The following is a 15163-nucleotide window of genomic DNA, read 5'->3' on the forward strand; positions in this document are numbered from 1 at the left end:
TCTCCTCAGGCGGCGTTCTTGAGTTTCGGGTCCAGCGCATCGCGCAGACCGTCGCCCATCAGGTTGATTGCCAGCACGCTGAGCAAAATGGTCAAACCGGGCAGGCTCACCACCCACCAGGCGCGTTCGATGTAGTCGCGGGCCGAGGCCAGCATGGTGCCCCACTCAGGGGTTGGCGGTTGTACGCCAAGGCCGAGGAAGCCCAGGGCGGCGGCATCGAGAATCGCCGAGGAGAAGCTCAAGGTTGCCTGAACGATCAGCGGCGCCATGCAGTTCGGCAGTACGGTGATGAACATCAGGCGTGGCAGACCGGCACCGGCCAGGCGCGCGGCGGTCACGTAGTCGCGGTTCAGTTCGCCCATCACGGCTGCACGGGTCAGACGTACGTAGGACGGCAAGGACACCACAGCGATAGCGATCACGGTGTTGATCAGGCCAGGGCCGAGGATGGCGACGATCGCCACAGCCAGCAGCAAGGACGGCAGGGCCAGCATGATGTCCATCAGACGCATGATGGTCGGGCCAATCATCTTCGGGAAGAAGCCGGCGAACAGACCGAGCAGAATCCCCGGGATCAGCGACATCACCACCGACGACAAGCCGATCAGCAGCGACAGGCGCGAACCCTGGATCAGACGCGACAGCAGGTCGCGACCCAGTTCATCGGTACCGAGCAAAAACTGCATCTGCCCGCCTTCAAGCCACGCCGGCGGCGTCAGCAGGAAGTCACGGTATTGCTCGCTCGGGTTATGCGGCGCAACCCACGGCGCGAACAGCGCGCAGAAGATGATCAGCAGCATGAACAGCAGGCCGGCAACCGCGCCTTTGTTCTTGGAGAAGGCTTGCCAGAATTCTTTGTACGGGGACGGATACAGCAGGCTTTGATCGACTGCTACCGCTGGAGTTGGAGTGGTCATGGTCATGATCTCAGCGCTGATGACGGATGCGTGGGTTGGCAAAGCCGTAGAGGATGTCCACTACGAAGTTGACCAGAATCACCAGGCAGGCGATTAACAGGATGCCGTTTTGCACAACCGGGTAGTCCCGGGCGCCGATGGCTTCGATCAGCCATTTACCGATGCCGGGCCAGGAGAAAATGGTTTCGGTCAGGACTGCACCGGCCAGCAGGGTGCCGACTTGCAGGCCGACCACGGTGAGTACCGGAATCAGCGCGTTGCGCAGACCGTGGACGAACACTACGCGCGACGGCGACAGGCCTTTGGCCTTGGCGGTGCGGATGTAGTCTTCGCGCAGCACTTCAAGCATCGACGAACGGGTCATCCGCGCGATCACTGCCAGTGGAATGGTGCCGAGCACGATGGCCGGCAGAATCAGGTGATGCAGCGCATCGAAGAACGCGCCGACGTCATCGGCCAGCAGCGTATCGATCAACATGAAACCGGTGCGTGGCTCGATGTCGTAAAGCAGGTCGATCCGCCCGGAAACCGGCGTCCAGCCCAGGCTCACCGAGAAGAACATGATCAGGATCAGGCCCCACCAGAAGATCGGCATCGAATACCCCGCCAGGGAGATGCCCATCACCCCGTGGTCGAACAGGGATCCTCGTTTGAGTGCCGCGATCACCCCGGCCAAGAGGCCCAGAATGCCGGCGAACAGCAGGGCGGCCATGGACAGTTCCAGGGTCGCCGGGAAAAGGGAGGTGAACTCGGTCCAGACGCTCTCACGGGTACGCAGGGATTCGCCGAGATCGCCGTGGGCCAGTTTGCCGATGTAGTCCAGATACTGGGCATACAACGGTTTGTTCAGACCTAGGCGTTCCATTGCCTGAGCGTGCATTTCGGGGTCGACCCGACGTTCGCCCATCATCACTTCCACGGGGTCGCCCGGAATCATGCGAATCAACGCGAAAGTCAGCAAGGTGATGCCGAAAAACGTGGGGATCAACAACCCCAGTCGGCGGGCAATAAAACTAAACATCTTGTGTGGTACCTCATCAGCCGGTTAGGCGTGCCCGGCTTCCCTGGGGTCAGGGAGGCCGGGAGTTTCTTATCTACTTCACCTGGGTAGTGGCGAAGTTATTAGTTGTCAGGGGGCTGATGTGATAGCCCTCTACGTTGTTGCGCATTGCAGTAAACATCCGCGTGTGGGCCATGCTGATCCATGGTTGATCCTGGTTAAAGATCACCTGGGCTTGTTCATACAGCTTGGCGCGTTCGGCCGGATCTACTTTAGCTCGTGCTTCGTCGATCAGCGCCTGGAACTTCTCGCTGCACCAGCGCGCGTAGTTTTCGCCGTTCTTGGCCGCTTCGCAACTGAGCATAGGCGTCAGGAAGTTATCCGGGTCGCCGTTGTCGCCCGCCCATCCGGCCGAGACCATGTCGTGCTCGCCGGCCTTGGCGCGTTTAAGCATCTCGCCCCATTCCATCACACGGATGTCGATCTTGATCCCGACTTTCGCCAGGTCAGCCTGCATCATTTGTGCGCCGAGCATCGGGTTCGGATTGGTCGGACCACCGCCGTTGCGGGTAAACAGGGTAAACGTGGTGCCTTCTGGAACCCCGGCTTCCTTGAGCAGGGCGCGAGCCTTGTCGAGGTCGCGTGGCGGATTCTTCAGTTCGTTGTTGTAACCGAGCAGGGTATCCGGGTACGGGTTGACCGCGACGGTCGCGTTGCCCTTGCCGAACAGTGCATTGACGTAAGCGGCTTTGTCGAAGGCGATATCGATCGCCTTACGCACGCGCACGTCGCTCATGTATTTGTGTTGGGTGTTCATGGCGATGTACGAAACGGTCATCGCGTTCAGTTCATCGACCTTCAGATTGCTGTCTTTCTTGATGCTCGGGATGTCATCCGGTTTCGGATACAGCGCGATCTGGCACTCGTTGGCCTTGAGCTTTTGCAGGCGCACGTTGTTGTCGGTGGCGATTGCCAGAATCAACGCGTCGGCCGGTGGCTTGCCACGGAAATATTCCGGGTTGGCCTTGAAGCGTACCTGGGCATCCTTGGCGTAACGCTGGAAGATGAACGGGCCGGTGCCGACGGGCTTGTTGTTCAGGTCGGCGGTCTTGTTGGCCTTGAGCAACTGGTCGGCGTATTCGGCGGAGTAGATCGCGGTGAACGGCATGGCCACGTCGGCCAGGAACGGCGCTTCGCGACGGGTCAGGGTGAACTTGACCGTGTAGTCGTCGACCTTTTCCACGTTCTTGAGCAGTTCCTTGAAGCCCATGCTTTCAAAGTACGGGAAGCCCACGCTCGACAGTTTGTGCCACGGGTGATTCGGGTCCAGCTGACGCTGGAAGCTCCAGAGCACGTCGTCGGCATTCATGTCGCGGGTCGGCTTGAAGTATTCGGTGGTGTGGAACTTGACGCCTTTTCGCAGGTGGAACGTGTACGTCAGACCGTCATCGCTGATTTCCCAGGAGTCGGCCAGCGCAGGGACCACTTCGGTGGTGCCAGGCTTGAAGTCCACCAGTCGATTGAAGATGGTTTCGGCCACCGCATCGGCTGTGACTGCAGTTGTGTGCTGGACCATGTCGAAGCCTTCCGGACTGGCTTCGGTGCAGACCACCAAGGGTTTGGCCGAGACGCCGATGGCGGCGCTCAACAACGCGGCAGCGACGGCCGCACGTAGGGGAAGCATTTTCATCGATAACCCTCTGCAATCGGTTGAAGACAAAAAACCGAACGGCCGACTCATCATGAGTCAGCCGTCGGTTGGCGTTTTTTACAGGATGTTGAATGGAATCGTGGTCACGAGACGGAACTCGTTGATGTTGCCATCAGCCTGGTTTTCGCTGGCGCGGTGAGTGGTGTATGTCGCACGAATGGCGGTGGCCTTGAGTGGACCGCTTTGTACTGCGTAGGAAGCCCCGACGCCGTATTCGTAATGGGTCTCACCATCCATCAGGCTCAGGTCGCCTCGCTTGGCTCCCGGATCGGTGTAGGCAGTGCCGCGGTAGTGAGTACCGTCGATGCCCCAGCCGCGTGCCTGGTAGATGTTGAACTTCAGGCCTGGTACGCCGTACTCGGCCATGTTGATGCCGTAGGCGATCTGGAAGGATTTCTCGTTCGGGCCGTTGAAGTCCGACAGCAGGGAGTTGGCCAGGTAGATGCCGTTGGTTTCGTGCAGGTAGTCGAAGTACTCGTTACCGTTAACTTCCTGGTACGAGAAGGTCAGGCTGTGGGCCTGGTGAGTCAGACCCAACGACAGCGAGTAGGTGTCGTTGTCGATGTTGCCCATCAACTTTTTGCCTTCGTCGACGGTCTTGTAGTAGTTCAGACCGGTGGTCAGGCTCAGCACCTGGCTATCACCCAGTTCGTGGGTGCCGCCGAAGTAGTACTGGTTCCAGAAGTCTTCGACGTTGGCGACGTACAGGCTGGTTTTCAGGCTCTTCAGCGGCTGGTAGTTCACGCCGGCGGTGTAGACCTTGTCGGTCTCAACGCCAGTGGCGGAGTACTCGGAGCGGAATTTCGACAAGCTTTGTTCAGTACGTGGCGAGACGCGGTCAAAACCTGCCAGGTCGAACGACAGGTTGTTGAGCTCTTCGCTGTGCAGGCTGATACCTTCGAAGCTCGAAGGCAGCGGACGGTTACCGATGACGTCGACGATCGGCGTGCTGAAGTTCTGGCGGCCCGCGGTCAGCGTGGTGTTGGACACACGGAACTTGACGTTGGCCAGACCCAGTTTGCTCCACTGGTCTACGGCGTCGCCGTCGGAGTCCGCCAGGGTACGGTTGGAGCCGCCAGCGATGTTCTTGCGATCACCGTCCAGAACGATGGCGTTGTACGCCGCCACTTCAGTGCTGACGCCAACGGTGCCTTGGGTGAAGCCCGAGGTGTAGTTGACGATGGTGCCTTGCACCCAGTTGATACGACGCTGGGTCGGTGTCTTGACCAATGGCGAAGTGTTCTTGTCGCTGTTCTTCACGTAGCTGAAGGTGTCATCACGACGCTTCAGTTCGTTGGCGTACCAGTTACGGGTTGTGCCGCCCAGGCTTTGTCCATCGATAAAACCCTTGGCCTCGCTTTGGGCGCTACTGCCGGCCAATGTGGTAGGGACGAACTCCTGACTTACAGGTTCTGCGTACGCCGTGGCGGTGATGCTGCTGATGGCCAGGGCCAGTATCGCGGTGCTGCTCAGTTTCATGGGTGAAGCTCCTTTACTTTCTTTTTATGCCGGCTTTTTTGGGTTGGCCGGTTATTGGTTTAGAACTTATTCACACACCGCAAACGTTTGCAAAATGCCGGATTGGCGAATTTTGGCAAAGCGCTTGCGTGAGGGGGATAGACGGCCCCCCTCAGTATTGCGGCTAATCGGTTGGGTTAATCGATACTGACACCCGAGAACACGTTGCGCCCGAAGGGGCTCACCTTGAACCCTTCGACCCGAGTGCTTAACGGCTGGTTGACCGTCGAGTGGGCGACAGGCGTGATCGGCACTTGCTGCTTGAGCAACTGCTGGGCCTGTTTATAGAGCGTGGTGCGCTGGTCGCGGTCGGTGACGACCTTGGCCTCTTTGATCAGCTTGTCGTAAGCCGGATCGCACCACATGGAGTAGTTGTTGCCGCCAATGGCGTCGCAGCTGTAAAGCGTGCCGAGCCAGTTGTCCGGGTCACCGTTGTCACCGGTCCAGCCGATCAGGCTGATGTCGTGCTCGCCGTTCTTGGTGCGCTTGATGTACTCGCCCCATTCATAGCTGACGATCTTCACTTTCAGACCGATTTTCGCCCAGTCAGCCTGGAGCATTTCGGCCATCAGTTTGGCGTTCGGGTTGTACGGACGCTGTACCGGCATTGCCCACAGGGTGATCTCGGTGCCTTCTTTGACGCCGGCAGCCTTGAGCAGCTCTTTGGCTTTTTCCGGGTTGTAGGCTGCGTCTTTGATCGTGTCGTCGTAAGACCATTGGGTCGGTGGCATGGCGTTGACGGCCAGTTGGCCGGCGCCTTGATAAACAGCGTTGAGAATCCCCTGTTTATTCACAGCCATGTCCAGCGCCTGACGCACTTCGAGCTGGTCAAACGGTTTGTGCCGAACGTTGTAGGCGATGTAGCCGAGGTTGAAGCCGGGCTTGGAGATCAGTTGCAGCTTTGGATCGGTCTTCAGCGCTTCAACATCGGCAGGGCGCGGATGCAAGGTGACCTGGCATTCACCAGCCTTGAGCTTCTGCACGCGCACCGAAGCGTCGGTGTTGATCGCGAAGATCAGGTTGTCGAGTTTTACCCGGCTCGGATCCCAGTAATGTTTATTAGCTGTGTAACGGATGTTCGAGTCTTTCTGGTAGCTCTTGAATACGAACGGCCCAGTGCCGATCGGCTTCTGGTTGATGTCGCTCGGCTTGCCTTCGGCCAGCAGTTTGTCGGCGTATTCGGCAGACAGGATGGCGGCGAAGCTCATGGCGATGTTCTGGATGAACGCGGCGTCGACGCTGTTGAGCGTGAACTCTACGGTCAGCGGCCCGGTCTTTTCGACCTTGGCGATGTTCTTGTTCAGGCTCATCCCGTTGAAATACGGGAATTCGGTCGGATAAGCCTTACGGAAAGGCTGCTGTGCATCAAGCATGCGATTGAACGTAAACAGCACGTCGTCGGCGTTTAAATCGCGGGTCGGCTTGAAGTACGGCGTTGTATGAAATTTCACACCTTCACGTAGGTGAAAGGTGTACTTGAGACCATCCTCGGAAATATCCCACTTGGTCGCCAGGCCAGGGACGACATTGGTCGCGCCTTTTTCGAACTCGACCAAACGGTTGTACAGCGGCTCGGCGGCATCGTTATCGGTGGCCGTCGTGTATTGCGCGGTATCAAAACCCGCCGGGCTGCCTTCGGAGCAGAAAACCAGGCTTTTGGGTGCGGCGAAACTGGCTGACGAGACGGTCAACAGACCGGCACCCAGCAATGCGGAAAAAACCAAGGTATGGCGCATGACGCTCCCTCTTTTTTAGTGTTGTTCGATGCGCCGCGATCCCGTCCGGGGATGTTGTGGCTGCATCAAGCTCAAACCAGTACGGACAGCAAAACCGTTAGCCCACACAGCCACTGGTCAGAACCCGACGGTAGGGGCCGTGGATCTGGCAGTAAATGCGTTGAGTCCTAAAGACTCGTAGGAAAAGGCAACACATCCTGTACCACTCTGTTAAGGCAGGGCGGAAACGGATGTAGGCAAATTCCTAGACAATCGGCAGAAAAAAACAGCGGCGACGCTGGAAACGTCGCCGCTGTGTCTTTTTATTTGCTGACGCTGACGCCGTAGAAGGAGTTCAAGCCAAATGGGCTGATCTTGAAGTCCTGCACGTTGGCGCGCATGGGTTGATACACCGTCGAGTGAGCGATAGGTGTCATTGGAACAGCATCTTTGAGGACGTGTTGCGCCTGTTTGTACAGTTCGGTGCGCTTGCCCTGGTCGGTGGTGCGCTTGGCTTCTTTGACGAGGCCGTCGAACTTCTTGTCGCACCATTTGGAGAAGTTGTTGCCGCTCAGCGAATCGCAGCCAAACAGAACGTTGAGCCAGTTGTCCGGATCACCGTTGTCACCGCTCCAGCCAATGATCATGGCCTGGTTCTCGCCACCTTTGGAACGCTTGATGTACTCGCCCCATTCGTAGCTGGTGATCTTCACTTTCAAGCCGATCTTGGCCCAGTCGGACTGGAGCATTTCAGCCATCAGCTTGGCGTTCGGGTTGTACGGACGCTGCACCGGCATCGCCCACAGAACGATCTCGGTACCTTCCTTGACGCCGGCTTCCTTGAGCAGCTGCTTGGCTTTCTCAGGGTCGTACTTGGCATCCTTGATGGTGGTGTCGTAAGACCACTGGGTCGGCGGCATGGCGTTGACGGCCAATTGGCCAGCGCCCTGGTAAACCGAGTCGATGATCTGAGGCTTGTTGACAGCCATGTCCAGTGCCTGACGCACGCGCAGGTCGGCCAGCGGGTTCGCTTCGTTGCTGCCCTTGACCTTGTCCATCACGTTGTAGGCGATGTAGCCCAGGTTGAAACCAGCCTGGTCAGGCATCTTCAGCGACTTGTCTTCTTTCAGCGCTTTCAGGTCGGCTGGACGCGGGAACAGGGTGACCTGGCACTCGTTCTTTTTCAGCTTCTGAATGCGTACCGACGGGTCGGTGGTGATAGCGAAGATCAGGTTGTCGATCTTCACGTCTTCAGGCTTCCAGTAGTCCTTGTTCCCGGTGTAGCGGATGTTGGAGTCTTTCTGGTAGCTCTTGAACACGAACGGACCAGTGCCGATCGGCTTCTGGTTGATGTCGGCAGGCTTGCCTTCCTTGAGCAGCTGGGCAGCGTACTCGGCGGACTGAACGGACGCGAAGCTCATGGCCATGTTCTGGATGAACGCAGCATCAACTTCTTTAAGGGTGAACTTGACGGTGTGGTCGTCGACTTTATCGATCTTGGTGATGTTGGTGTCCATCCCCATGTCGGTGAAGTACGGGAATTCGGTCGGGTACGCCTTACGGAACGGGTCATCCTTGTTAATCATGCGATTAAAGGTGAACAGCACGTCGTCGGCGTTGAACTCACGAGTCGGCTTGAAATACGGGGTGGTGTGGAACTTGACGCCTTCACGCAGGTGGAAGGTGTAAGTCAGGCCGTCATCGGAAATGTCCCACTTGGTCGCCAGACCAGGAATCACGGCGGTGCCGCCGCGTTCGAACTGGGTCAGACGGTTGAACATGGTTTCGGCTGAGGCGTCGAAGTCGGTTCCGGTGGTGTACTGGCCCGGATCAAAACCGGCCGGGCTCCCTTCGGAGCAAAACACCAGGTTAGTCGCAGCGGATGCGAAAGGTGCGGAGGCTAACAAGCCTGCGCCGACTAAAAACGGAATGACCGCGTGTTTAAGCATGTTGGCCTCATGATTTGTTGTCATTTTTTGATTTGAGGTACGACCTCGTGAGTCGTGCCTGCGGATACTTATGCAGGCGCCATACCCAATGCAAGATCCAGAGCGGTCGGCGGCCTCAAACGGTGGCACGAACGTACCTTAATGTCGCATCTGTATAACTTTTGACGCATTTGACCGTTTGCGGGTGGTTTTTACGGTGCAAATGAAGCCCCAAAATGGTGCGCGGTTCAGGCTGTGCGCGCCGCCTTGGGGCTCGGTGTTACTTATTTATACCCACGCCGTAAAAGGGGGTTAGACCAAAAGGGCTGATACGGAAATCAGTGACTTCTTTACGCAGTGGTTGGAACACTGTGGAGTTGGCGATCGGGGTGATCGGCACCTGCTGTTTAAGGATCAGTTGCGCCTGTTGATACAGTTTTACCCGCTGCGCTTTGTCAGTGGACACCTTGGCCTGTTGCACCAGTTTGTCGTAGGCCGGGTCGCACCATTTGGCGTAGTTGCTGCCTTTCACCGCCGCGCAGCTGTACAGCACGCCGAGCCAGTTGTCCGGATCGCCGTTGTCGCCGGTCCAGCCGTAGATCATCGCGTCATGTTCGCCGTTCTTGGCGCGCTTGATGTACTCGCCCCATTCATAGCTGACGATGTTGGCCTTGATGCCGATCTTCTCCCAGTCCTGCTGGATCATCTGCGCCGACATCCGCGCATTCGGGTTCGAGGCGCGCTGCACGGTCATTGCCCAAAGGTTGATGGTTGTACCCGGTGCAACCCCTGCTTCTTTAAGTAGCGCCTTGGCCTTTGCCGGATCGTGCGGCGCGTCCTTGATGTTCGGATCGAACGACCATTGCGCCGGCGGCAAAGCGTTCTGGGCCAACTGGCCGGCACTCTGGTAAACGGCTTTGATGATCGCCGGTTTGTCGATGGCCATGTCCAGGGCCTGACGTACCTTGAGCTGGTCCAGCGGCGGGTGAGTGGTGTTGTAGGCGAGGAAGCCAAGGTTGAAACCGGCCTGTTTCAGCACGCGCAGGTTTGGGTCTTTTTCCATCACTTCGATGTCGGCGGGGCGCGGGTAACCGCTGACCTGGCATTCACCGGTTTTGAGTTTTTGCAGGCGTACGGCGGCGTCCGGGGTGATCGAGAAAATCAGGTTGTCGATCTTTACATCTTCGGTTTTCCAGTAGGCCGTGTTCGCGACGTAGCGGATTTGCGAATCTTTTTGATAGCGCTTGAACACGAACGGGCCGGTGCCGATCGGTTTCTGGTTGAGGTCGGCGGCTTTGCCTTCCTTCAGCAGTTGCGCGGCGTATTCAGCGGATTGCACCGAGGCGAAGCTCATGGCGAGGTTTTGCACGAAGGCGGCGTCGACGTTGTTGAGGTTGAAGCGCACGGTTTGCGTGTCGAGTTTTTCGACCGATTTGATGGTGGTGTTGAGGCCCATGTCGGTGAAATACGGGGACTCGGCGGGGTAGGCCTTGCGGAAGGCGTTTTCCGGGTCGAGCAGGCGTTGGAAGGTGAAGAGGACGTCGTCGGCGTTGAAGTCGCGGGTTGGGGTGAAGTATTCCGTTTTGTGGAATTTCACGCTCTGGCGCAGGTGGAAGGTGTACTGCAGGCCATCCGTTGAGACGTCCCATTTTGTGGCCAGGCCGGGTTCTATGTCGGTGCCGCCGCGTTTGAATTGGGTGAGGCGGTTGAAGACGGTTTCGGCGGAGGCGTCGAAGTCGGTACCGCTGGTGTATTGGCTGGGGTCGAAGCCTGCGGGGCTGGCTTCGGAGCAGTAGACCAATGTTGTGGCTGCGTTTGCCAGGGGGGCAGTTGTGGCCAGGGCCAGGGAGATCAAGAGCGGTTTGAGGGTGGATCTTGGCATGGAGTCCCCGGGGGTATGGAGGTGGTTTTGGGTTGAGATTAGCGGGGAATTGTGGGGTTTCGGAAATATCGTTTTTCTTGGGGGAGTGTCTATCTCGGTATATCTGGCGGGTTGTGTGTATATCCGTTGTTGCGGTTATGGCTGCTTGGGGTTCCGCCCTTACGGCGGGTCACTTTTTCCAGACGCCGAAAAAGTAACCAAAAAGGCTTTGCCCTGACGTTCGGCCCTCGCCGTGGCTCGGGTTCCTTCGCTCCGGGATCGATCCGGGCGCAGCGTCTCCGGTTTGCTTCGCTGCACCTCCTTTCGCTGTGTTTGGCTTCGCCAAACGGTCGCTGCGCTCCCACCCCCGGATCAGTCCCTCCACTCAGCCTTCCGACGTCGCCCGTGGATCAAGATCAAAAGCTGCAGCCGAGCTAACGCTCATCCTGTTGAGTGGTGGAAAAGCGTGCGGTCGGCTTTTGGGTTGTGTTGGGTTTGGCCCTCATCAGGACGCCGCCAGCCCAGCGCTCTCCCGAGGGCGAGGGAGCCGATTTGTGGGCTTTTCAAACCTGAGTTCGACTCGGTATCCCACGTCGGCGTACCTCTCCCAAACACCTCGGTCAGTCCCCTCTCCCTCCGGGAGAGGGCTAGGGTGAGGGTTCGCTTTTGGCTGTTTAAAGAGCTGTCGAATTACCAGAACCTTCCCACAAGGTTTTCAGGTTGTCCGTCGGACGTGCGATCTCTAGGCTTGGGTTGTCGCAGAAGACTCTGCGATCGGGAGGTGAGATTCCCGGTTATTGAATTTGGAAACCTGCGAAAGCCGCTCCATAATCGCCGCCAGCTCATGCTGTCGGCAGTTCTTTATGGCGGCTATGTACGGGCGGACTTCGGTTCGGCCGGGTTGGTTTCCTTACCGGTAATCTCACTCCGTACATAGTTGCCACCTCGTTTCTCGAGTGAGATCGGAAATGAATGGCGTCATTCGTAAGGAAATGTTCCATGGATAAATTGGTCCCCGACCCACCCCTCGAAACCCCCCTCGAAGAAGCCCTCCGCGCCGAAGACCTCGCCCGAAACCGCGAAGCCATCAAACGCGCCCTCGATTTCTACCTCATCCCCGAAACCAGAAAACCGCGCCAACCGAGCACGATGTTCATGGTCTGTCCCAACGTCGACACTGAAAGCCTGCTCGCCCACGCCTGTGAATCACTGGCCTCTGCCAGCGCAGCGGCCAGCAACTTCGCCAACGAGTTGGGTGGCACGCAGCGCAATACGGTGCTGGGGATTCAGCAGATCATCATGCTGGCCGAGCTGGCGGTGAACCGGGCGCTGGATCGGGTTGATCCGCAAACCTGATCCCCAGGGTTACCGCGTCATCGTTCTTCGCGAGCAGGCTCGCTCCCACAGGAGTACGCATTCCAACTGTGGGAGCGAGCCTGCTCGCGATGGCGACAGCTCAAGCACCACAAATCCCAGGCACAAAAAAACCGGCGATCATGCTCTGATCGCCGGTTTTTTATTCAGCCCATATCACATCACTGCATCAACACTTCAATCGAGCCATCAGCGGTCATGCTGACCTGGCTGGTGCCTGCTTCAACTTCCGGCGTCACTGGCGCTGAATCCATGCCGGCGGCTTTCATCATCATCGGGGCGCGCAGGTACGGTTGGGGGTAGCCGTTGCTGTTGAGGTTCAGGTTGACGATTTTGTAGCTCTTGCCGCCGAGTGCGTCGGTGGCCAGTTGGGCGCGGGCCTTGAAGGCGGTGACGGCTTCTTTGAGCAACTGGTCTTCGCTGGCCTTGCGGGTCGGGTCGGCGATGGCGAAGTCCATTCCGCCCATTTTCAGGTCGGTCAGCAGTTCGCCGGTGAGTTTGGACAGGGCGGCGAAGTCGGCGCTTTCCAGGCGCAGTTCGGCGCGTTCACGCCAGCCAGTGATCTTCTGACCCTTGGTGTCGTAGATCGGGTAGCTGTTACGGCTGCCTTGGCGCAGGGTGATGTCTTTGACTTGCTTGGCCTGGGCCAGTGCCTTGTTCATGGTGGTGCTGACGTCGGCGGCGAGTTTGGCCGGGTCGGTGTTTTGCTCTTCGGTGTAGAGGGTCACGATCATCAGGTCGCGGGCCACTTCCTGGCTGACTTCGGCGCGCAGGGCAATCTGGTTGTAGTGCAGCTCATCGGCGGCCAGGGCCGGAAGGCTGGCGACGCTGCCGATGGTGAGGGCGAGAAGGGCGGCGCTGCGGCGAAATGTGTGCATGAAAGCTCCTTGATGGGGGCGCAGGTTTTTTCAGTTCTGGCCTGCGTGAACCATCAGACTCTAGCTTTTATGATCCGGTTCGCCCAGTTACAACTTCTATACAGATGGCAGCGCGCAGTGGGGAGTGCTTCTGTGGCGAGGGGATTTATCCCCGATCGGCTGCGCAGCAGTCGCCATTCAGCGCATGCGGTATGCCTGACTGAACCGGATTACAAGATTTGGGGCCGCTTCGCAGCCCATCGGGGATAAATCCCCTCGCCACATTGATCCCGAATACCTTCAGAACCTTGTTCGGCATAGCCCAGTTTTCAGGCAACGCCATGTGGTCGTTTGCCGCACTTTCGCCTCTCAAGGGCGCGGCTTGGTTATACTCCGTGCGATCCGCCTGGAGCGCTCATCAGGAGAGCTCATGCTCGCCCCCGTTCAACTGACTTCCGCCACTCGCCAGAACCTTTGGCGACTGACTTTCATCCGCACCCTGGTGCTCGCCGCGCAGGCCGGCTCTGTGGGGCTGGCCTATTGGCTGCAACTGCTGCCGTTGCCGTGGGTGCAACTGGCGATGACGCTCGGCTGTTCGACACTGCTCTGCGTGTTCACCGCCGTGCGTTTGCGCACGTCGTGGCCGGTGACCGAACTCGAATACGCGCTGCAGCTGGCCTGCGATCTGGTTATCCACAGTGCGCTGCTGTATTTCTCCGGCGGTTCAACCAACCCCTTCGTTTCCTATTATCTGGTGCCGCTGACCATTGCGGCGGTGACGCTGCCGTGGCGTTATTCGGTGATCCTGTCCGGCATCGCGCTGGCGTTGTACACCTTGATGCTGACGCGGTTTTACCCGCTGGAAACTCTGCCGGTCGCCCGCGAAAACCTGCAGATCTACGGCATGTGGCTGAGTTTCGCCCTGGCCGCTGCGGTGATCACTTTCTTCGCCGCGCGCATGGCCGAAGAGTTGCGCCGTCAGGAAGAATTGCGTGCGATCCGCCGTGAAGAAGGCCTGCGCGATCAGCAGTTGCTCGCCGTCGCCACCCAAGCCGCCGGCGCCGCCCATGAGCTGGGTACGCCGCTGGCAACCATGAGTGTGCTGCTTAAAGAGATGCAGCAGGATCACCCTGACCCGCTGTTGCAGGACGATCTGAAAGTGCTGCAGGATCAGGTCAAACTGTGCAAAGAAACCTTGCAGCAACTGGTGCGCGCCGCCGAAGCCAATCGTCGACTGGCGGTGGAGATGCAGGACGTTACGGTGTGGCTCGACGAAGCGCTGAACCGCTGGCACCTGATGCGTCCGGAAGCCAGTTATCGCTTCCATCGTCTTGGCCAGGGCACGGTGCCGCGCATGGCGCCGCCGCCGGATCTGACCCAGGCCCTGTTGAATCTGCTCAACAACGCAGCCGACGCCTGCCCGGAAAATCTCAAGGTGACGCTGGACTGGGACGCGGAAAACCTGACCATCAGCATTCGCGACCACGGCGCCGGTGTGCCGCTGGCCATCGCCGAACAGATCGGCAAACCGTTTTTTACCACCAAGGGCAAAGGTTTCGGCCTGGGCCTGTTTTTGAGCAAGGCCAGCGTGACACGCGCCGGCGGCTCAGTGAAACTCTATAGTCATGAGGAAGGCGGCACGCTCACCGAGCTGCGCCTGCCCCACGGCGCCCGAGGAGACCAACATGAGTGACGAAATCCAAGTTGAAGGCGAAGAACTGCCGCATTTGCTGCTGGTCGACGACGACGCGACCTTTACCCGAGTCATGGCCCGCGCCATGGCCCGCCGTGGCTTTCGCGTCAGCACCGCCGGTTCTGCCGAGGAAGGCCTGACCATCGCCCAGGCCGATCTGCCTGACTACGCCGCGCTGGACCTGAAGATGGACGGCGACTCCGGCCTGGTGTTGCTGCCGAAGTTGCTCGAACTCGACCCGGAAATGCGCGTGGTGATCCTCACCGGCTATTCGAGCATTGCCACTGCGGTCGAGGCGATCAAGCGTGGCGCCTGCAACTACCTGTGCAAACCCGCCGATGCCGACGACGTACTGGCCGCGCTGCTCTCCGAGCACGCCGACCTCGACACGCTGGTGCCGGAAAACCCGATGTCGGTCGACCGCCTGCAATGGGAACACATCCAGCGCGTGCTCACCGAGCACGAAGGCAACATCTCCGCCACTGCCCGCGCCCTGGGCATGCACCGCCGCACGCTGCAGCGCAAACTGCAGAAACGTCCTGTTCGTCGCTGAACCTGCGCTGAACGACTATCGCCAGCCCTCGCGATA

11 protein-coding genes are annotated in these 15163 nt (G+C 58.7%); 3 read left to right on the forward strand and 8 right to left on the reverse strand.

The window, feature by feature from the left end:
- Window positions 1-5: 5 nt before the first annotated feature.
- From ACA043_RS04040 to ACA043_RS04070, 7 genes are all read right to left on the reverse strand, one after another.
- Window positions 6-917 (reverse strand): ABC transporter permease subunit, encoded by a 912-nt coding sequence (locus tag ACA043_RS04040; protein WP_187676745.1) that lies wholly within the window; start codon window positions 915-917, stop codon window positions 6-8.
- Window positions 918-927: 10 nt separating this feature from the next.
- Window positions 928-1938 carry an ABC transporter permease subunit gene (locus ACA043_RS04045; RefSeq protein ID WP_008085273.1) on the reverse strand — a complete coding sequence of 337 codons (1011 nt, stop codon included), beginning with the start codon at window positions 1936-1938 and terminating at the stop codon, window positions 928-930.
- A 73-nt stretch (window positions 1939-2011) separates the two neighbouring features.
- Window positions 2012-3607, reverse strand: coding sequence for an ABC transporter substrate-binding protein (locus ACA043_RS04050; RefSeq protein ID WP_497658655.1), 1596 nt, complete (start codon window positions 3605-3607; stop codon window positions 2012-2014).
- Between the two features lie 78 nt (window positions 3608-3685).
- Window positions 3686-5107, reverse strand: coding sequence for an OprD family porin (locus tag ACA043_RS04055; RefSeq protein WP_187676747.1), 1422 nt, complete (start codon window positions 5105-5107; stop codon window positions 3686-3688).
- 176 nt (window positions 5108-5283) lie between these two features.
- Window positions 5284-6882 (reverse strand): ABC transporter substrate-binding protein, encoded by a 1599-nt coding sequence (locus tag ACA043_RS04060; RefSeq protein ID WP_401268833.1) that lies wholly within the window; start codon window positions 6880-6882, stop codon window positions 5284-5286.
- Between the two features lie 302 nt (window positions 6883-7184).
- On the reverse strand, window positions 7185-8810 hold the full coding sequence (locus ACA043_RS04065; RefSeq protein ID WP_497616422.1) for an ABC transporter substrate-binding protein: 1626 nt from the start codon (window positions 8808-8810) through the stop codon (window positions 7185-7187).
- Window positions 8811-9069: 259 nt separating this feature from the next.
- Window positions 9070-10671 carry an ABC transporter substrate-binding protein gene (locus ACA043_RS04070; protein ID WP_497658656.1) on the reverse strand — a complete coding sequence of 534 codons (1602 nt, stop codon included), beginning with the start codon at window positions 10669-10671 and terminating at the stop codon, window positions 9070-9072.
- 978 nt (window positions 10672-11649) lie between these two features.
- Here ACA043_RS04070 and ACA043_RS04075 point away from each other — a divergent pair.
- Window positions 11650-12006 carry a DUF6124 family protein gene (locus ACA043_RS04075; protein WP_497658657.1) on the forward strand — a complete coding sequence of 119 codons (357 nt, stop codon included), beginning with the start codon at window positions 11650-11652 and terminating at the stop codon, window positions 12004-12006.
- Window positions 12007-12185: 179 nt separating this feature from the next.
- On the opposite strand, the gene ACA043_RS04080 is transcribed toward ACA043_RS04075, so the two are convergent.
- Entirely contained in the window at window positions 12186-12902 is a 717-nt protein-coding gene (locus ACA043_RS04080) for an SIMPL domain-containing protein (protein WP_187676752.1), read from the reverse strand.
- 409 nt (window positions 12903-13311) lie between these two features.
- Between ACA043_RS04080 and ACA043_RS04085 the strand changes: the two genes are divergently transcribed.
- Together ACA043_RS04085 and ACA043_RS04090 are read left to right on the forward strand one after the other, a co-directional pair.
- Complete coding sequence (locus tag ACA043_RS04085; protein WP_497658658.1) at window positions 13312-14574, forward strand: ATP-binding protein; 1263 nt, start codon at window positions 13312-13314, stop codon at window positions 14572-14574.
- A complete protein-coding gene (locus ACA043_RS04090) occupies window positions 14567-15127 on the forward strand; it encodes a response regulator transcription factor (RefSeq protein WP_007942792.1) in 561 nt (186 codons plus the stop codon). Before ACA043_RS04085 ends, ACA043_RS04090 begins: the two co-directional genes overlap by 8 nt.
- Window positions 15128-15163 lie beyond the last annotated feature (36 nt).

The sequence above is a fragment of the Pseudomonas sp. LBUM1648 genome (assembly GCF_059716145.1).